The sequence below is a fragment of the Natronorubrum texcoconense genome, assembly GCF_900100335.1.
Lineage (GTDB): Archaea > Halobacteriota > Halobacteria > Halobacteriales > Natrialbaceae > Natronorubrum > Natronorubrum texcoconense.
Map to the genome: position 1 here is coordinate 260,427 of NZ_FNFE01000004.1, position 19,830 is coordinate 280,256.

Here is a 19,830-nt window from a genome sequence, read left to right on the forward strand (position 1 = left end):
CAGCAACGATCGGGCCAGCAGCCTGTCGATCACTGTACGAGTTTCATATCGACGGATCGAACGGATACAGCGGACGCTCGCTGTCCGGTACCGCGCAAAAGTGGGGGGTGGGGGGGGGATTGGGGGTGGCGAGAGGTATCGCAGATCGCCAGTTATCGGTACGATCGACTGGGGGTTAACTATACTTCCTAATTAGTTAGCTACGGCTTGCCCGAGATTACTACATAATTAGTACCCCACACTGAACGCCTGGTTCAGCAGCGGACAGTCCAGTTCGACTCGAGTGTTCCACACGGATAAATTTCGACTCTATTGCTCCTGAACGACTACACGACATGATCTCGCCGATACCGATCTCTCTTGGCGTCCGTTCGAAGCTGAACGTCGTCGACGACGGATGCCTCTCGAAAGGAGTAGTTCGGGGGGAAAGTTGGGGGGGTGGGGGATTGGGGGTGGCGATAGACTATCGCAGATCGCCAACGTATCGTACGAACTGATTGGAAGTAAGTATACCTTCTAATCAGTTAGCCAGGGGTAGGTATCGATACTAATCACCTAGATTTCCCGTCGAACGCCAGCGTGACGAGCTTTCGCTCGGCCGCTCGCAAGTGGTAATGGTAGGTTGGCGGTGATACGCCGAGCGCGTCCGCAAGCTCTTCACCGGTGCTCTCGCGCGGCCACTCGAAGAACCCGCTGTAGTGAGCCGCCTGTAGCGCCTCGAGCTGTTTGGCCGTGAGCCGTTCCTCGAGATGCGTATCGAGCTGCCGCGCCGAGCGCACACTGGTTGTCTCGCGTCGGGCCTCGAGCTCCGTCTCCGGATACCCCTCCCTGATCGCTTCGACCAGCGATCGGGGCTCGACCTGCTGTGGCACGTCGAGGACGAGGGTCGTCGTCCCGTCTTTGGCGATCGCGGTCTGCAGATGGACGTCGTAGGTTCGCAGGATGTCCAGAATCGGGGAGGACGTAACCGTCAGTTCGAACAGCGTCTCGTCGTCACCTTCGGAGACGATCGAGAGGGTATCTATCGACGCCCACTGATCTAGCGGCGTGAGATCCGCCGTCGTCGGGACGCTGACGAACACGACGACCTCGTCATCTCGGTAGATCACCCCCTCGATGGCGACCGTCCCGTCGATGCGCTCGGCGACGCGATTCAGGAGCAGTCGCGAGTCGTAAATCGCGAGTTCGAGCTCGAGCCGGCTATCGGTCAACATCGCGCGCGTGCGCTCGACCGATCGGATCGCGTGGCCGATCGTCTCGCCGAGTTCGCCGAGCACCTCCCGCTCGCTGTCGCCGAGCGAGTCGACGCCCGCGACGTGGACGAGCAACACGCCGTACTGACGCTCGGTGTCGGCGAGCGGAACCGCGAGAATGGTCTGGTAGCCGTACGTTAGCGCCTCCTTCCGGCGCCGGTCCCAGCCGTCGGCCTCGAGGACGTTTCGGACGACCTGCACGCCTCCGGTCTCGAGGGTTTCCCTGACCATCTCGAGCTCCGGGGCTCGGTCGCCGTCGTCACGGATCCGATCGATGAAGGCCGCGTCGACGCCGGCCCACGCGGTCGGTTCGGGTGGGTCGTCGTCGGCCGAGGCGATCCAAGCGAAACAGTAGCGTTCGGTGTCGGCAAGTCGATCACACACCGTCGTCTCGATCTCCGTTCGCGTCGAGGCCTGTGCGACGCCGTGGTTGATCTCCCTGACGATCTCGTTCGTGTGATTGAGCCGCGTCAGTTCCTCGTTCTGCCTGGTGAGCGTTCGATCGTGCTCCCGAAGCAACTGCTCGCGTTCCGCGCGGTCTAAGGCCGCTTCGGTGTTCGCCGCCAGAATGTGGAGCAGCTCCGTCATCGTCTCGTCGAATCCGTCGACGTCCTCGGTCCCCGCAACCAACACGCCGTGGGTTCCGAGCGGGACGATCAGCTCGCTTCGACTCAGCGTCTTGGCGTTTGCACTCCCACCCGCTCGCGTCGCATCCTCGTAGTAGGTGCTCTCTCCCTCGGAAAACACGTCCCAGATGTGGCCCTCGCCCTGTTCGAACTGCATCTCCGGATCGACGAGCTCTCGCGACTCTCGGGTCGACGCCGCGTGCTCGAGACGTCCCGCCGTCGGTTCGAACGCGTACGCAGCGGCGACGGGGACGTCGAGGATCTCCCGCGCGGTATCGACTGCCGACTGGTAGATCTCTCGTTTCGTCCCCGCTCGCATCAGATCCCGCGTCGTTTCGTGGAGCGTCGTCAGCGTTTGCTCGTATCGGCGCTCGCTCTCGCGTAACTCCGTCTCGGTCCGGTACTGGGAGACGGCGTTCGTGATCTGATTCGCGAGCAACGCGTACTGCTCCTTGCCGGACTCCTTCTGGAGATACTGCGTCACACCCGCGGCGATCGCCTCGCTGGCGATCTCCTCCGAACCGCGACCGGTAAAGAGGATAAACGGGAGATCCGGATCGTCTTCGCGCACGCGCTCGAGCAACTCGAGTCCAGTCAACGCCGGCATTTCGTAGTCGCTGACGATACAGTCGATCGAGCGTTCCGCGAGGATCTCGAGTGCCTCCTCGGCGTTCGTCGCCGCTTCGGCGACGATCGCATCGCGTTCGCGTTCGACCATTTCGCCGGCCAGGTTGGCGAATCCCGGTTCGTTATCGACGATGAGGACGGTGATCGGGTTCGTCATTGGTGAGCGTCGACGGGCGTCGCTGCAGCCGTCATAGGGTGGAAAGATGGTGCGGATACTAAATGATTAGTGTTCCACACGGTGTCGGTCCTGTCGTACTCGAGTAGCCGTACGGCCTGCGTTGGTTAGGGGATCGTGCCGTCGAACTCGTACGTGTCGGCCCAGTTTATCGACGGATGATCGATTTCGGATTCGAATCGAAGCTCCATCTTCTGTCCGGTCGCGTCGGCGGCATCGATCCAGTAGAACGTGTCGTTTTTTGGGTAATAGACCAGAAAGGCGTCGATCTCCCCATGGTACGTTTCCTCGTGATATGACCCGTCCCTCGTCGTCTGTGAGTGCGTATTGAACCGCATCGTTTCGGTCTTATTCGGCCAGCCGGTCTTGCACTGCACGCGATACAGGTCTCCCCCGTCGTCGACGACGAGATCGTATCTGTCGTTGTCGCCGAAAGGGATCGAGACGCTGTATCCGTACTCGAGCAGTTCGGTCAGTGCTTTCGATTCCGTTTGATCACCGATATGCTTCGAGTTGCGCATAGCGGATCTGGCCCGATGTTCGACTAAAAACTCTCAGTCGGTGGGGTACTGCTCGCGTCCGAAGCGGGAGGTTTCTCGAGATGTGAGTGTTCGCAACACAGGTAGCCTTCGCTCGTCGTAGATGCTTCTCGCTCGAGAGTTGCAATCGAGAGAAGCGCCCGGAGCGGGATTTGAACCGCGATCGTTTCGCTCACTGCGTTCGCTTCACTCCCTGATTCAAATCCCTCGTCGGGGTTTCGCTGACGCCGCCACTCGTTCGTCGTTACAGCCCTCACTCGTGAGTTGGAGTCAGCAGAAAGCGCCCGGAGCGGGATTTGAACCCGCGTCACAACCGTGACAGGGTTGTATGATGGGCCACTACACCATCCGGGCAACCTGCATCCCTTGATTTCCCGGTGACACTCTTAAGGGTTGTGTTCCGGCTATTCTTCAACTGCGTTATCACACACCCTTGACAGCAATGAGCTTTCGTTCAGCTTCGAGTAATGCAGCACTCTCGTGCTGTTTGGTCCGTGGATACCTACCGAGGACTCATCCGTGGGAGAAACGATTGCTACGCTCGTCGGAGTGGTCCTCGAAAAGTGCCCGGAGCGGGATTTGAACCCGGCAGAGACGGTCCGGGCGTGCGGCGCTTCGCGCCGTTCCGGGCCTGCGACTCTTTGTTTTCAAATCCCTCGTTCGGCGTTTCGCTGACGCCGTCGCTCGCTCGTCGTTACAGCCCTCACTCGTGAGTTGGCGTCAGCAGAAAGCGCCCGGAGCGGGATTTGAACCCGCGTCACAACCGTGACAGGGTTGTATGATGGGCCACTACACCATCCGGGCTTACAACACATCGTTTCCCGGTGACGGTATTAAGACTTTCCAATCGATCACCGTGTGGTACGGTGAATCGAGCCACGAAAGTGCCTCGAGCCCACTCTTTGCGACACTATCACATGCTCCACAAGGAATTTAACTGATACTGGGGTACTGTCGCATGTGATCGGCACCTCCGATCAGGGCTGCCCCGGTCGGATAGCTGTTGCTCCCGCCCGAGTTAGTAACCGTTAAATGCGTCCCGCCGGTATCTGCCTGTAGTATCTCGTGACAGCCGCTTCTCTCCCGATAGCCGACACGCACACCAATCCCAACACATGGTAGACGTAAGCCAACACGAACTCGTACCGGAGCACACCGTGCTCGACGAGGACGTCCTCGAGGAGGTCCTCGCCGAGTACGATATCGATCGCACAGACCTACCGAAAATCAAACGTAACGATTCCGCCCTACCCGACGAGGCGGAGATCGGCGACGTCATCAAAATCGTTCGGGACTCACGGACAACCGACCAGGCAGTCGTATACCGACTCGTGGTGGAATAAATGGCAACAGAACTGAACAGATCCAAACGACGCGACATTTCGCGCGAATACTTCTCGAGGGAACGACTCGCCGAACACCACTATCGATCGTTCAACGCCTTCCTCGGCCGAGGGATGCAGGAGGTCGTCGACGAGAAGGCGACGATCGATACGGATATCGGCGACAAGGAAGGCGAGGAGCCCGTCCACGTCGAACTCGGCGACGTGCGCGTCGTCACGCCCCGCGTTCGGGAGGCCGACGGCTCCGAAGAACTGCTGTACCCACAGGAGGCTCGCCTCCGGAACATCACCTACTCCGCGCCGGTCTTCATGGAGATGTCGATCGTCAAGGGCGAGGAGGGCGACGAGCGCGTCGTCGACTCGACCGAGACGAAGATCGGTCGGATGCCGATCATGGTCGGCTCCGAGAAGTGTAACATCGCCGGTTTCTCCGATCAGGAACTGATCGAGATTGGTGAGGACCCGGCCGACCCCGGCGGCTACTTCATCGTCAACGGCTCCGAGCGCGTGCTGATGACCAGCGAGGACCTCGCGCCGAACAAGATCCTCGCCGAATACGACACCAAGTACGGCGACGAGATTCAGGTCGCCAAGACGTTCTCCCAGCGCCGCGGCTACCGCGCCCTCGTGCTCTGTGAACGAACCCGTGACGGCCTGCTCGAGGTATCCTTCCCCTCGGTGTCGGGATCGATCAACTTCGTCACGCTCGTTCGGGCACTCGGCCTCGAGTCGGACGAGGAGATCGTCCACAAGGTATCGAACGACCCCGAGGTCGTCAAGTACATGCTCGAGAATCTGGAGGAAGCCGACGTCCAGACCGAGGAGGAGGCGATCGAGACCCTCGGGAAACGCGTCGCCTCCGGTCAGGGCAAGAACTACCAGCTCAAGCGGGCCAACTACGTCATCGACCGCTATCTTCTCCCACACCTCCACGAGGAGGGCGTCGAGGAGGAAGACGTTCGGATCAACAAGGCCCACTACCTCTGTCGGATGGCCGAGGCCTGTTTCGAACTCGCGTTGGGCCGACGCGACTCCGACGACAAGGACCACTACGCGAACAAACGCCTGAAGGTCAGCGGCGACCTGATGAAAGACCTGTTCCGGACCGCGTTGAATAAACTGGCCCGGGACGTCAAATACCAGCTCGAGCGCGCCAACATGCGGAACCGAAATCTGTCGGTTTCGACGGTCGTGCGCTCCGACGTGCTCACCGAGCGTCTCGAGCACCCGATCGCGACGGGGAACTGGGTCGGTGGCCGCTCCGGCGTCTCCCAGCTGGTAGATCGAACGGACTTCATGGGAGTTCTTTCCCACCTGCGTCGGCTCCGTTCGCCACTCAGCCGCTCGCAGCCCCATTTCGAGGCGCGGGACCTGCACGCGACCCAGTGGGGTCGTATCTGTCCCTCCGAGACGCCGGAAGGGCCGAACTGTGGACTGGTGAAGAACTTCGCGCAGGCGATGGAGCTCTCCCAGAACGTCGAGGACGAACAGGGACTCAAACGTGAACTTGCATCGATGGGTGTCGAGGGGATTCCGGGTCTCGAGGGCATCGAACGATCGACTGCGGACGACTAATCAACAATGAGCAGCCAAGAGCGAGAAGCGAAAGTCTACGTCAACGGGTCGCTGGTGGGGACACACCCCGATCCGCACGAGTTAGCCGCACAGATCCGCGAAGCGCGCCGTATCGGGGACGTCAGCGAGATGGTCAACGTCTCGGTCAAAGAGCGCACTCGCGAAGTAATCGTCAACGCCGACGCCGGCCGAGCGCGACGACCGCTCCTGGTCGTCGAAGGCGGCGAGCCCCGCATCTCCAATCAGGAGATCGAGGCGCTGCAGGACGGCGACCTCGAGTTCGAGGATCTCGTCGACCACGGCTACATCGAGTTCATCGACGCCGAGGAGGAAGAGGACATCCTCGTCGCCGTCGACGAAGACGATCTGACCGAGAAACACACCCACCTCGAGATCGATCCGTCGTTGATCTTCGGGATCGGTGCGGGGATGATCCCCTACCCCGAGCACAACGCCTCCCCGCGTATTACGATGGGGGCAGGGATGGTCAAACAGTCGCTGGGACTGCCGAGCGCGAACTACCGGATCCGACCGGACACGCGCCAGCACCTGCTGCACTACCCGCAGCTGTCGATGGTCAAGACGCAGACGACCGAGCAGATCGGCTTCGACGACCGACCCGCCGCCCAGAACTTCGTCGTCGCCGTGATGAGCTACGAGGGGTTCAACATCGAGGACGCGCTGGTCATGAACAAGGCCAGCGTCGAGCGCGCGCTCGCACGTTCGCACTTCTTCCGGACTTACGAGGGCGAGGAACGGCGTTACCCCGGTGGTCAGGAAGACCGCTTCGAGATCCCGTCTCAGGATGTCCGCGGAGCACGCGGCGAGGAAGCGTACGCACACCTCGACGAGGATGGTCTCGTCAATCCGGAAACGACGGTCGACGAGAACAGCGTGCTGCTCGGGAAGACGAGTCCGCCACGGTTCTTAGAGGAGCCCGACGACATGGGCGGTCTCTCGCCCCAGAAACGCCGCGAAACGTCCGTCACCATGCGATCGGGCGAGTCCGGTGTCGTCGACACCGTCACGCTCATGGAGGGCGAGGACGGCTCGAAGCTCTCGAAGGTTTCTGTGCGCGACGAGCGAATTCCCGAACTCGGGGACAAGTTCGCATCGCGGCACGGACAGAAGGGGGTCGTCGGCCACCTCGCACCACAGGAGGACATGCCGTTTACCGAGGAAGGGGTCGTTCCTGACCTCGTCCTCAACCCGCACGCGCTGCCCTCCCGGATGACCGTCGGTCACATCTTGGAGATGATCGGCGGCAAACTCGGCGCGATGGAGGGACGACGCGTCGACGGGACGCCGTTCCTCGGCGAGGACGAGGACGAACTTCGTGGGGGCCTCGAGGACGCCGGCTTCAACTCTGCGGGCAAGGAGACGATGTACTCCGGCGTCACCGGCGAGAAGATCGAGGCCGAGATCTTCGTAGGGATCATTTTCTACCAGAAGCTCTACCACATGGTCTCGAACAAGCTGCACGCCCGTTCGCGCGGGCCGGTGCAGGTGCTCACCCGCCAGCCGACCGAGGGACGGGCCCGCGAAGGCGGACTTCGTATCGGGGAGATGGAACGGGACGTGTTCATCGGCCACGGCGCGGCGATGACGCTGAAAGAACGACTGCTCGACGAGTCCGACCGCGAGTTCATCCACGTCTGCGGCCAGTGTGGGATGAGCGCAGTCGAGAACGTCGAACAACGGCGTGTTTACTGCCCGAACTGCGACGAGGAGACCGATATCCACGAGATCGAAATGAGCTACGCGTTCAAGCTTCTCCTGGACGAGATGAAGGCGCTGGGTATCGCGCCGCGACTCGAGCTGGCAGACGCCGTCTAAGCAACCACCATGCAACACAGCACACCAAAAGACATCGGATCGATCAACTTCGGGCTCATGGAGCCCGAGGAGTATCGGGAGATGAGCGCGACGAAGATCATCACCGCCGACACGTACGACGACGACGGCTTCCCCATCGACATGGGGCTGATGGATCCCCGGCTGGGCGTCATCGACCCCGGCCTCGAGTGCAAGACCTGCGGGAAGCACTCGGGTTCGTGTAACGGCCACTTCGGCCACATCGAACTGGCCGCGCCCGTCATCCACGTCGGCTTCACGAAGCTCATTCGGCGGCTCCTGCGCGGTACCTGCCGGGAGTGTTCGCGACTCCTCCTGACGGAGGACGAGCGCGACGAGTTCCGCGACGACATTACGGAATCCCGAAAGCTGGGTCGCGACCTCAACGACGTGACCAAGGCGGCGATCCGTCAGGCCCGGAAGAAGGATCGCTGTCCGTTCTGCGGCGAGATTCAGTACGACATCGACCACGAGAAGCCGACCACCTACTACGAGGTCCAGCAGGTCCTCACCAGCGAGTACTCCCAGCGCATCGCGGCCGCGATGCAGGGCGACGAAGAGGAAGGCATCGAGCGAACCTCGCCGGACGAACTCGCCGAGGAGACCGAGATCGAACTTACTCGAGTCAACGAGATTCTCTCGGGTTCGTTCCGACCGCGCGAGAGCCAGCGCAAGGCCATCGAGAAAGCCTTAGACATCGACCTCACCGAGGAGGACACGAACAAGCTGATGCCGAGCGACATCCGGGACTGGTTCGAGAACATCCCGGACGAGGACATCGAAGTGCTCGGGATCGATTCCGACCGCTCCCGCCCGGAGTGGATGATCCTGACCGTCCTCCCCGTACCGCCGGTCACCGCGCGACCGTCGATCACGCTCGACAACGGTCAGCGCTCCGAGGACGACCTCACCCACAAGCTGGTCGACATCATCCGGATCAACCAGCGGTTCATGGAGAATCGCGAGGCGGGTGCGCCGCAGCTGATCATCGAGGACCTCTGGGAGCTGCTGCAGTACCACGTCACCACGTTCATGGACAACGAGATTTCGGGGACGCCGCCGGCCCGCCACCGCTCGGGACGGCCGCTCAAGACCCTTTCCCAGCGACTCAAGGGGAAGGAAGGACGGTTCCGTGGCTCCCTGTCCGGGAAGCGTGTAAACTTCTCCGCCCGGACCGTTATCTCGCCGGACCCGACGCTCTCGCTCAACGAGGTCGGGGTTCCGGACCGCGTCGCAAAGGAGATGACCCAGACGATGAACGTCACCGAGCGCAATCTCGAGGACGCCCGACGGTTCGTTTCCAACGGGCCAGAGGGCCATCCCGGTGCGAACTACGTCCGACGACCGGACGGCCGCCGGCTGAAGGTGACCGAGAAGAACTGCGAACAGCTCGCGGAGAAGGTCGAGGCCGGTTGGGAGGTCAACCGACACCTCATCGACGGCGACATCGTCATTTTCAACCGCCAGCCGTCGCTCCACCGGATGTCGATCATGGCCCACGAGGTCGTGGTCATGCCGTACAAGACGTTCCGACTCAACACCGTCGTCTGTCCGCCGTACAACGCCGACTTCGACGGCGACGAGATGAACATGCACGCCCTCCAGAACGAGGAGGCCCGTGCGGAAGCCCGCGTCCTCATGCGCGTCCAGGAGCAGATCCTCTCCCCGCGTTTCGGTGAGAACATCATCGGCGCCATCCAGGACCACATCTCGGGTACCTACCTACTTACCCACGACAACCCGCGGTTCAACGAGACCCAGGCGCTCGACCTGCTTCGGGCGACCCGGATCGACGAACTGCCGGAACCCAGCGGGATCGACGACGAGGACGAGCCGTTCTGGACCGGTCACGACGTCTTCTCCGAACTCCTGCCGGACGACCTCAACCTCGAGTTCACCGGCACCGTCGGCGACGACGTCATCATCGAGGACGGCCAACTCCTCGAGGGAACTATCGCCGAAGACGAGGTCGGCGAGTTCGGCGGCGAGATCGTCGACACCATCACGAAGGTCTACGGCAACACGCGCTCGCGGATCTTCATCAACGAGGTCTCGACGCTCGCGATGCGTGCGATCATGCACTTCGGGTTCTCGATCGGGATCGACGACGAGACGATCCCGGCGGAGGCCCAGGACCGCATCGACGAGACCATCACCGACGCCAACGACCGCGTCGAGGAACTCATCGAGGCCTACGAGAACGGCGAGCTCGAGAGTCTCCCCGGTCGAACGATCGACGAGACGCTCGAGATGAAGATCATGCAAACGCTCTCGCGTGCGCGTGACAACGCAGGGACCATCGCGGACGAGCACTTCGAGGACGACAACCCGGCCGTGGTCATGGCCAACTCCGGTGCGCGTGGCTCGATGCTCAACCTCACCCAGATGGCCGGCGCCGTCGGCCAGCAGGCAGTTCGGGGCGAGCGAATCAACCGTGGCTACGAAGACCGAACCCTCAGCCACTACGAGCAGAACGACCTCTCGGCGGAAGCACACGGCTTCGTCGAGAACTCCTATACGAGCGGGCTGACCCCGCGTGAGTTCTTCTTCCACGCGATGGGTGGCCGCGAGGGGCTGGTCGACACGGCAGTCCGGACCTCGAAGTCCGGCTACCTCCAGCGCCGACTGATCAACGCCCTTTCGGAACTCGAGAGCCAGTACGACGGTACCGTCCGGGACACCTCGGACACCATCGTCCAGTTCGAGTTCGGTGAGGACGGCACCTCGCCGGTCAAGGTGTCCTCGGGTGACGACAACGACGTCGACGTCGAGGCGATTGCGGACCGCGTACTCGACTCGGAGTTCGAGTCCGAAGCCGAGCGCGAGGAGTTCTTCGGCACGAAACGAGAGGTGACGAACCTCTCCGAACACGCGGACGAGCGACTCGCCGAGGGAGCGGAGGTGACCTCCGATGACTAACGTCCACTACGACGTCGACGACGACACGATCGCCGTCGTCGAGGACACCAACCTTCCGCGCCGACTCAAAGACGAGGTCTACGAAACCCTCGAGGACCGCGGTGACGCGACCGTCGAAGACGCCGACGAACTCTCGAAGGCCGTCGAGGCCCGCTACATGGACACGCGCGTCGATCCGCTCGACCCCGTCGGCACCGTCAGCGCGCAGTCGATCGGCGAACCCGGAACGCAGCTGACGATGAACACGTTCCACTACGCCGGTGTCGCAGAGATCGACGTGACCCAGGGGCTGCCGCGACTCATCGAACTCGTCGACGCTCGGAAGACCCCCGACACGCCGATGATGACGGTCTACCTCGAGGACGAGTACGCCACCGAACGCGAGAAGGCCCACGAGGTCGTCTGGAACCTCGAGGCGACGAAGATTCTCGCACTCGGCGACGTCTCGACGAACGTCGCGGACATGCGCGTCCAAATCTCGCTCAACAAGGATACCTTAGAGGAGCGGATGATCACGGCCGAAGAAGTCGCCGAGATCATCGAGGACAATCTCGGCGTGAGCACGGTCCAGCAGGGCACCGAGATCCAGTTCGGTCCCGAGGAACCCTCTTACCGCGACCTGCTCCAGCTGGTCGAGGAGCTCCGCGATATCACGTTCAAGGGAATCGAAGAGGTCTCTCGAGTCGTCATCCGACGCGAGGAACTCGACGAGGGCGAGCAGTTCGTCCTCTACACCGAGGGATCGGCCTTCGGCGACGCACTCGAGATTGAGGGCGTCGACGCCTCGCGAACGACGTGTAATAACCTTCACGAGATTCATCGTAACCTCGGCATCGAGGCCGCACGCGAGACGATCATCGAGGAGACGCACAACACGCTCGCCGAACAGGGGCTCGACGACGTGAACGTCCGTCACCTCATGCTGGTCGCGGACATGATGACGAACCGGGGCGAGATCGAGTCGATCGGTCGCCACGGTATCTCGGGCTCGAAACAGTCCGTCCTCGCCCGTGCAGCGTTCGAGGTGACGGTCAACCACCTACTCAACGCCGCGATCCACGGCGAGATCGACGACCTCGACGGTGTCACGGAGAACGTCATCGTCGGCAAACCGATCAAGCTCGGAACCGGCGACGTCGACCTCCGAATGGGATCGACCGACTCCGGCGGCAGTCAAGCTGACTGATCGATGGGTGTTACCCTCGACGACGATGCCCGTCAGTACCTCGCCGCGTTCGAAGAGGTCACGGGTGTAAGCGGGCAGGATTGCCTGGTAACCGACGCGACCGACGCCGACCCCGCGGACGAACGACTCGTCGTCGTCGTCTCGAGCGGCGGGATGAGCGAGGCGATCGGTCCCGGCGGCCGGACCGTCACGAAGTACGAAGACCGCGTCGGGAAGCCGGTCCGACTCGTCGAAGCCGCCGACGATCCCGAGACGTTCGTCGCGAACACGCTCGCCCCGGCGGCGGTGTACAACGTCACGATCAGCGAGAACGAGGATACCGTCGCTTACGTCGAGGTCGCGAACGACGACCGTGGCGTCGCGATCGGTACCGGTGGCCAAACGATCGAGGCCGCGCGTGAACTCGCCGAACGGCACTTCGGGATCGACGACGTTCAGCTGATCTAACGTTCACTCCGATTTTCCGTTCGGCGACCTCACGCCTGCCGAGGCACGCTACGCCATTCTCTGTCCGTAACTTGTCTCAGCGAAACGCGCTCAGATTCGACGAGCGGGGTACCTCGAGCGTTCTCGAGGCGTAACGGCGCCTTCGAAACGGGTCGCTTAAGTGCCTTCAACGGATATCGCTTCCCATGGCAAACGGCAAGTACGCCGCGCGCAAGCTCAAGAAGGACCGCCAGAATCAGCGGTGGTCCGACTCTGACTACGCGCGCCGCGCCCGTGGACTTCGCGAGAAGTCCGACCCACTCGAGGGCGCTCCACAGGCTCGAGGTATCGTACTCGAAAAGGTCGGCATCGAAGCAAAACAGCCCAACTCGGCAATTCGGAAGTGCGTCCGAGTTCAGCTGATCAAAAACGGCAAGCAGGTCACCGCGTTCTGTCCCGGTGACGGTGCCATCTCGTTCATCGACGAACACGACGAAGTCACCATCGCCGGTATCGGTGGGGCGAAGGGTCGTGCGATGGGTGACCTCTCCGGTGTCAACTACAAGGTCGACAAGGTCAACGGTGTCGCCCTGAAGGAACTGGTCCGCGGAAACGCAGAGAAACCGGTGCGATAATCATGGCGGCAGAAGACCAACCCGACCCTGACGCCCCTGCAGGTGGCGCAGACGTCGGCGCGAAGTTGTTCGGTACGTGGGAGATCGACGAGATCGCGTACAACGATCCGTCCACCGAACGCTACATCACGGTGACGCCGGTCGCACACACCGCCGGCCGTCACGCCGGCAAGCAGTTCAAAAAGTCCCAGATCTCGGTCGTCGAGCGGTTCATCAACCGTCTCATGCAGACCGAGGAGAACACGGGCAAGAAACAGCAGTCGCTCAACCACGTTCGTGACGCGTTCGAACTCATCCACGAGCGCACCGAGGAGAACCCGATCCAGGTGCTCGTGACCGCTGTCGAGAACGCAGCCCCGCGCGAAGAGACCGTCCGCCTGAAGTACGGTGGAATTTCGGTCCCGAAGGCCGTCGACGTCGCGCCTCAGCGTCGCGTCGATCAGTCCTTGAAGTTCCTCGCCGAGGGTGTCTACAACGAATCGTTCAAGACGCCGACGCCTGTTTCGGAGGCTATCGCACGGCAGCTGATCGGCGCCTCGAACTACGACGTCCAGACGTACGCGGTTAGCCAGAAAGAAGAGAAAGAGCGCGTCGCGGCAGCTGCACGTTAAGCGTCGCGCTCGTTTTGGCTATTTTCTTGTTGTTTTGCTTGGGGAGTGGAGCATATACTCATTATTGTCTGTCACAACTCATTTATTGAAATTTCGTCGCTCCACCGCAATTCACCATTCATCAGAACGGGGATATTTTCTAGCTCGAGGAATTCTACGAGTTCTGGTTTTGTTACTGAAAGTGGGCCAAACTTTTTTGGAACCAGATGGTATGTCTCTACCGACTCAATATATGGATAAAAAACCCCTCCTATATCCATATTGGGGATAGATACATATTCATGTATGTCTATAATTAAATCTCCGTGTTGTTTGGTTATCGAACACATATTTGGTGCACCATTATTTGGTTGTGCTATTATTGACAATCCATCACCAACAACATGATATTGATGGCCAATTTTGGTTACTTTTCGTAGAATATCGATAGCACCATACAGTGAGAACCCCTGATTCAACAATCGAGCAATCACGCTTCCTGCGTGAACAGCATCGCTGTTTTGAACATCGCTTGATGTAACTACCCCGCCAATACTTCCCGCTTTTATTAACTGAATTCCTTGATTATTCGACTGACACGCATTGAGAAAAAACGATTTTGCGTTTACTGACTTGAGAGTTGCCACGTTAAGTCGTCCATCTGAACAACGAACGCCATTGCTGTCAATATGTCCTATATAGTGAACAAAATCGCTTTCCCGCACTAAAACCTTCTTGAGATCCGCTGTGGTGAGTCTGTGATGAACCGTCACATCAATTGGAAAATCATCACGTTCGCTGTAGGCGCTGTAAACACTTGTGAGTTCGCTATTCATATCTGGGTCATTACAGACAACTTCGATTCTGATCGGTTCCTCTGTTGGTGTTTGAGTAATGCTGTTGGTGTATGCTGATATCGGTGTGGGACTCTCGAATTTCGATCCTCCTGTGGAGGACCAAAACTGCTTGATTGTTTGATTTGTCGATTGACTAGTTTTCTCCTGAACGTCAACGATAGAGAGATTATTAGCAATGAATGGGAGAAATGGAATGTGTTCTGGAGTGTTCTCTAGTTGTACCTTGAGTCGCCACTCAGGGAGAAATACTTTAGTGAGAGAAAATGGACTTTCAAGATATGTCTCAAGTTGTTCGGAGAGCGATTGTTCGTATAATTCTGAAGGATCGAATGGGAGATTTGATTCAATCATCTCTCGCTCGTGAAGGGGGAGTGGTGTTATCCCCTCAGTCCGTACGATACAATCCAAAAAAAACACATGCTTCAGTAACCGTTCAACTGTTGTCTCAAATTCTTCTTTTGAATCAAGTGAATAGGAGAAACCGCTATCAGTGATCAACTGGGGTTTCGCTTTAGGAACGACTTTTGCACCGAGGTAGTATGCTAGTGGTGTAATAGTGAATATATGCTTGAGTGTTGGAGGAACTGCGAGTTTAATATTCGTCTTTGGTCGTTTGATCTCTTCTGGAATGCTTAATTCCTCACCGATTTCAATTGCTGGAGGGTGTCCACGTGCTGTCGGAAAAGAACGTTCCGCTGCTGTTGTTTTCAAAGCAGAACCAAACGCTGATATCGCTTTCATTAGATCAGATGGGGCAGTTGTGGTTTCAATTGTTCTTGCTGGGCGTGTGTGATATGACCGTGCCCCAATAATCACGTTCGTGTGTTTATCTAGCTCAATATGTGTTTTATTCCTGTCAGAATATATTTCAACACTACTATCCAGAACAAGGTATACTTTAATAGATGATGATACATCGAGCGTGTGCTTATTTTGGGATAAAACCACCCGCTCATCTGGCTGGACTTCAGTTGTTATTGATTTATCCTTCCCACGGACGTAGACGGAATTGACCTCTGACAATGAAATCCGGTCCGTTGTGACCTCTACTGCTGCGCCAATTGGGTAGGCAACTTGATTTTCATCGACAGACTGTGGTGTAACTGGTTCGTGTGTAATAAGACGATCTCGGTACCGCTCGATTGGATCAATGATCTCTATACCATCTTGGTTCGATTCGAATTTTGGTTTCATTGGGAGCGAAGGTTGGACAAGATGTTGCTCATTATCACAACTCCTCTATCAGAGTGGATGGCTAACTATTGAATATATGTTATTGCCTTTCAATATGTCTTGTTAGGGACATTGCACCAAATTAACTAATAGTCGATTCTTTCCGGACCACATTTAATAGTATCTGCTCAAGCAGTATTGATAGAAGCTGTGTTGCTGAAATCTACATCTCAGTTGTTCGTGGTTCATCCTACTCTTTCTCTCAGTAATATGAACGCAGAGCGGGCTCGAGTCGCTGCTGAAGTCAATATAGTTGACTTCAACCATTCAATTCTTGAACAAATCGATGAACGCTACGATCTGCTCGTTTTGGACTGGAGTCTGCAGACACCAGATGCCCGCGGCATCCTTGATGCGTTTCGACAGAATGCTCCGAAGACCCAGATTCTTGTACTCGCTAGTGACGTACCCTCGGATGACCCAGTTGACCGCGGCGCCGACGAACTTCTCATTGATCCTGTTTCGGACGAGGCATTACAGTTGACGGTTGAACGGTTGCTTCTGCAGAAGGAATATGAGGCTGCGATGGACGAGTTTTTCAGGTTATCAACCGAGCGTGCATTGCTCGAAAGCGAACTGCAGTCTGGTCTTGATGTCGACGACCAGTACCAATCTGTTGTCTCTAATCTCTACGATTATCGCAAGTGGGCAGCCACGATTCGAGACGAACTCTCAAACGATGAGTTCGATCATGTCCTTCGGAAGTTATTTGATGAGTAAAACAGTCCCTGAGTTCTCCTTTTGCTCGAGATATCGATTCCCTGTATAGCAGATCAGGTGGACGTTACCTTTTCACACAGTTGGCCTATACAATAACACTACTATTTATTTATATGATTTATTAAAATAAATTTATATCTGGCCAGCACTACGTCTAAAATGTACCATGGAAGACCTAACCCAATACCTAAAGAATCACCCACGAATGATCGGCGTCCTGTTCACGATCTCACTAATTCTGTCTCAGGCAGGCACCGTCGCAGCTGGCGGAGTTTACACGGGCCCTTAGAGATCATAAATCGTCAATATTGATGCCTTTGCTCCATTGAACAGACCCGTCTATTATTACAGGAATATCTTCTAGATCAAAAAACTCCTCAATTTGACGTTTCGTAACCTCTATCTTTTCGGTTTCTCCTGGAGTTAAATAATACTCGTCTGCTGGTTCCACGTATGGCGTAAATAAGCTCCCTTTTCTCACTGAAGATGATTCATATATGTGAACTTTGATGGTGAACATATCATCTCTCTGTGATAGCATGCAAACACTTGGAACACCATTTTTTGACTGTGCAATCGTTGTTACTCCATCACCAACTACTCGGTATTGTTCTCCAACGACACTTTCACCTCTTGCGATGTCTAATGCAGCGTAAAGTGGGAAGCCCTGGTTCAATAAACCTGCAATGGTACTTCCTACACTAATTGCGCCTTTATTGACTATATCGTTTAGAGTGACTATGCCACCAATGCTTCCTGCTTCTACTAAATATAGTCCTTGGTCATATGACTGGCATGCATTGAGCAAGAACGCTTTCACTCCTACTTTAGTTATTTTTGACGCGTCTAATTTCCCATCCAAGCATTGAAATCCATCGTTATCAATATGCCCAATATAATGTAGAAAGTCACTTTCGCTAGTTAGAATCTCTTGAAACTCTCCGGTTCTAATATCATGGTATAAAGTAACGTCAAATGGGAAGTCTTCCTGTGAATTATACACTTCATTCACTGTCTCGAGTTCTTCTTGCATGTTTGGATCGTTGCAAATAACTTCTATTTCGATAGGGTCTTCTTTTGGAGATCTGCCAATGTTGTTATAAAATGCAGACAAGGGTGTTGTGCTTACTATCGTAGATGAATCTTCGCTCTCCCACGATTGTTGCACTATTGACTTATTTGCCGCGATGTGATTATCCTGGTTGTCCTTCTCTACTTTTCCACGAACTATACTCATACTGCCTCGTGAAAACTCTTTGATAGCGCTTGTTTGCGCCTCTGACGATGTTTTTCCAACAGTATCATGTATGCTAACTGGAGATAACCTATTTGCAATAAAAGGAAGGAACTCTATGCTCTCTTCATTCGGTCTGAGCTGTGTTGTGAGTCGCCATTCTGGAAGATGGGGCTTAACCTTATGAAACGGAATATCAAGGTATGATTTGATTTGGCTTGCAAGTGGTTGATCATACATTTTTTTAATATCAAACCCGATGTCTGATTCGGACAAACTCCGTTCATGAAGTGGTAATGGTGTAAGCCCTTCTGTTCGGACCACACAATCTAGGAAGAATATTTTTTTGAGTAGCCGTCTTACTTCCGTGTCAAAATGAATATCACCCTGCACATCATATGAGTATCCATCTGCGGTTGTTATTTTAGGTTCCTCATTAGGAATTATGTCTGCACCTAAATAATAAGCGAGAGGCGTAATGGTGAATATGTGATTGAAGTCTGGAGGAATCTCTATTCGGATGCCTGTTTCTGGCTTCTCAAACGAATTTGGTATTTCTAACTCATCGCATAGTTTGATTGCCGGCGGATGACCCCGTAGTGTTGGATAAGATCGTTCAGCAGTTGTTGTTTTTAGTGCTGATCCGAAAGCAGATACTGCTCGCATTATATCTAGCGGATCTTTTGTGGTTTTAATCGTATCTGCTGGACGCGTATGATATGATCGAGCACCAATTGTGAGAGGTATCGTGTCTCCAAAAATTACGTGTGTCTGATCGTTATCCGCATAAATACTGACCTCCCCATTAAATTGAATGTATATCTTAAGTGGGACCGATATGTCAAGAGTGTATTTTCCCTCTGGCAAGGATATTGGCTCACTTGGGCTAGCTTCTGCAACCATGGAACCGTCCTGATTGCGAATATAGATGGTTGCATTTGCTGGAAGTGAAATCATTTCAGCTGTAAACTCAACTGCTTTATCTACCGGATACTGAAGCTGGTTCGACTCTACTTCTTTAAGTGAAATTGGCTTATGCGTAACGACCCGATGCCGGTGTCTTTCGATTGGGTCTATGATTTCAAAGCCATTTTTTGTCGGCTCAAATTTCGGTTTCATGGGGCAAAGGATGAGCGAAGTAGCTGTTAACAACTAATCGTCGGGCAAGACAATAGATATGGCTCTCGAGCAACCATAACCCTACGACTGATCGATCGAGATCCACCCAGAACTCTGATCGCCGTCGTTGATCGACCACCGTTCCTGAAAGTCGCCGCTCTGTTCCCGAAGTTCGACGATGATGTCGAACAGTGGTGCCAGCACGGAGACGACATCTGAGTCCCGGTCCATCGGTAGGTGGTAGTGGATCATACCGTCGGCGTCTCGAGTCCGGCCGTTCGTCAGATGAACGAACTTGAAGACGCGTTCGACACCGTACTCCTCGAGGAGCGGCACCAGCGAATTGATGCCAACGCGGAGTTCTGCGGGGGCGAGACCGTCCGCTTCTGACTCGAGCGTTTCGATTGCGCTCGAGATAGCGATACCGAGGTCGGCAAGCGCGGTGGTCGTCGTCGGTGATGCCTCGAGCGACGGGGAGTCGGTCTCCGTCGGATTTGCTCCGACGTCACTCGCGGCGGTGCTGCGGGCCTGTGTGGCATAGCTAACGAGTTTGAGCGTATCGGACGTGTTGACGTCCGCGTCGACCAGGTGTGAGACGTCGTGTAAATCGCCGGTGGTCGAAACCAGCACGCGTCGACGTGGCTGGACGGTCGCCTGTCCCAGCAGTCGTCGACAGACGTTCTGCCGTTGATCAGCTCGAACGGAGCCGACGACGAGAACGCTCGCACCCTCACGTTTCAGTCGGGATAGCGTTTCGGTGAACTGCTCGCCGTCCGACCCGCTCCCCCAGTCCTTGCGCGAAAACATCAATATATGTTACGCCATTCGTCGAATCATACATTAAATGTTCGGGTTGAAGCGAAGCCGTATACTTGAGCCTTATGGCCGCTACGTTCGATTCGTCGTTCTGAGTGGATCT

Annotated in this window: 15 protein-coding genes and 2 tRNA genes; 10 read left to right on the forward strand and 7 right to left on the reverse strand. The window is 56.6% G+C overall.

The genetic code is table 11. From position 1 onward, the window contains the following. Nucleotides 1–551: 551 nt before the first annotated feature. The 4 genes from BLT08_RS14025 to BLT08_RS14040 form a co-directional block, all read right to left on the reverse strand. Nucleotides 552–2,663 carry a bacterio-opsin activator domain-containing protein gene (locus BLT08_RS14025; RefSeq protein WP_090308547.1) on the reverse strand — a complete coding sequence of 704 codons (2,112 nt, stop codon included), beginning with the start codon at nucleotides 2,661–2,663 and terminating at the stop codon, nucleotides 552–554. A 125-nt stretch (nucleotides 2,664–2,788) separates the two neighbouring features. After that, nucleotides 2,789–3,202 (reverse strand): group I intron-associated PD-(D/E)XK endonuclease, encoded by a 414-nt coding sequence (locus BLT08_RS14030; RefSeq protein ID WP_090308550.1) that lies wholly within the window; start codon nucleotides 3,200–3,202, stop codon nucleotides 2,789–2,791. 299 nt (nucleotides 3,203–3,501) lie between these two features. Further along, nucleotides 3,502–3,574 (reverse strand) — tRNA-Asp (locus BLT08_RS14035). Between the two features lie 377 nt (nucleotides 3,575–3,951). Further along, nucleotides 3,952–4,024 (reverse strand) — tRNA-Asp (locus tag BLT08_RS14040). Nucleotides 4,025–4,335: 311 nt separating this feature from the next. On the opposite strand from BLT08_RS14040, the gene BLT08_RS14045 reads away from it, so the two are divergent. The 8 genes from BLT08_RS14045 to BLT08_RS14080 all read left to right on the forward strand — a co-directional run bounded on the left by BLT08_RS14045 (nucleotide 4,336) and on the right by BLT08_RS14080 (nucleotide 13,769). Then, on the forward strand, nucleotides 4,336–4,563 hold the full coding sequence (locus BLT08_RS14045) for a DNA-directed RNA polymerase subunit H (protein WP_090308553.1): 228 nt from the start codon (nucleotides 4,336–4,338) through the stop codon (nucleotides 4,561–4,563). Beyond that, nucleotides 4,564–6,138 (forward strand): DNA-directed RNA polymerase subunit B'', encoded by a 1,575-nt coding sequence (locus tag BLT08_RS14050; protein WP_090308556.1) that lies wholly within the window; start codon nucleotides 4,564–4,566, stop codon nucleotides 6,136–6,138. 6 nt (nucleotides 6,139–6,144) lie between these two features. Further along, nucleotides 6,145–7,974 (forward strand): DNA-directed RNA polymerase subunit B, encoded by a 1,830-nt coding sequence (rpoB, locus tag BLT08_RS14055; RefSeq protein WP_090308560.1) that lies wholly within the window; start codon nucleotides 6,145–6,147, stop codon nucleotides 7,972–7,974. A gap of 9 nt (nucleotides 7,975–7,983) precedes the next feature. Continuing rightward, nucleotides 7,984–10,911 carry a DNA-directed RNA polymerase subunit A' gene (locus tag BLT08_RS14060; protein WP_090308565.1) on the forward strand — a complete coding sequence of 976 codons (2,928 nt, stop codon included), beginning with the start codon at nucleotides 7,984–7,986 and terminating at the stop codon, nucleotides 10,909–10,911. Beyond that, nucleotides 10,904–12,097 (forward strand): DNA-directed RNA polymerase subunit A'', encoded by a 1,194-nt coding sequence (gene rpoA2 / locus BLT08_RS14065; RefSeq protein WP_090308571.1) that lies wholly within the window; start codon nucleotides 10,904–10,906, stop codon nucleotides 12,095–12,097. The genes BLT08_RS14060 and rpoA2 overlap by 8 nt, the downstream gene beginning before the upstream one ends. Before the next feature lie 3 nt (nucleotides 12,098–12,100). Next, nucleotides 12,101–12,544 (forward strand): NusA-like transcription termination signal-binding factor, encoded by a 444-nt coding sequence (locus BLT08_RS14070; protein WP_090308574.1) that lies wholly within the window; start codon nucleotides 12,101–12,103, stop codon nucleotides 12,542–12,544. Nucleotides 12,545–12,729: 185 nt separating this feature from the next. Beyond that, nucleotides 12,730–13,158: a 30S ribosomal protein S12 gene (locus tag BLT08_RS14075; protein WP_004267302.1), complete on the forward strand. Its 429-nt coding sequence runs from the start codon at nucleotides 12,730–12,732 to the stop codon at nucleotides 13,156–13,158. 2 nt (nucleotides 13,159–13,160) lie between these two features. Next, nucleotides 13,161–13,769, forward strand: a complete 609-nt coding sequence (locus tag BLT08_RS14080; RefSeq protein WP_090308577.1) for a 30S ribosomal protein S7 — start codon at nucleotides 13,161–13,163, stop codon at nucleotides 13,767–13,769. Between the two features lie 71 nt (nucleotides 13,770–13,840). Here the strand turns inward: BLT08_RS14080 and BLT08_RS14085 are convergent, their stop codons facing one another. Further along, nucleotides 13,841–15,799, reverse strand: coding sequence for a hypothetical protein (locus BLT08_RS14085; protein WP_090308580.1), 1,959 nt, complete (start codon nucleotides 15,797–15,799; stop codon nucleotides 13,841–13,843). A 249-nt stretch (nucleotides 15,800–16,048) separates the two neighbouring features. Between BLT08_RS14085 and BLT08_RS14090 the strand changes: the two genes are divergently transcribed. Beyond that, nucleotides 16,049–16,558: a HalX domain-containing protein gene (locus BLT08_RS14090; RefSeq protein ID WP_175529318.1), complete on the forward strand. Its 510-nt coding sequence runs from the start codon at nucleotides 16,049–16,051 to the stop codon at nucleotides 16,556–16,558. 166 nt (nucleotides 16,559–16,724) lie between these two features. Continuing rightward, nucleotides 16,725–16,847: a DUF7503 family protein gene (locus BLT08_RS23810; RefSeq protein WP_449289285.1), complete on the forward strand. Its 123-nt coding sequence runs from the start codon at nucleotides 16,725–16,727 to the stop codon at nucleotides 16,845–16,847. Nucleotides 16,848–16,850: 3 nt separating this feature from the next. Here the strand turns inward: BLT08_RS23810 and BLT08_RS14095 are convergent, their stop codons facing one another. Together BLT08_RS14095 and BLT08_RS14100 are read right to left on the reverse strand one after the other, a co-directional pair. Further along, a complete protein-coding gene (locus tag BLT08_RS14095) occupies nucleotides 16,851–18,911 on the reverse strand; it encodes a hypothetical protein (protein WP_090308587.1) in 2,061 nt (686 codons plus the stop codon). An 81-nt stretch (nucleotides 18,912–18,992) separates the two neighbouring features. Continuing rightward, nucleotides 18,993–19,718 carry a DUF7504 family protein gene (locus tag BLT08_RS14100; protein ID WP_090308590.1) on the reverse strand — a complete coding sequence of 242 codons (726 nt, stop codon included), beginning with the start codon at nucleotides 19,716–19,718 and terminating at the stop codon, nucleotides 18,993–18,995. Nucleotides 19,719–19,830 lie beyond the last annotated feature (112 nt).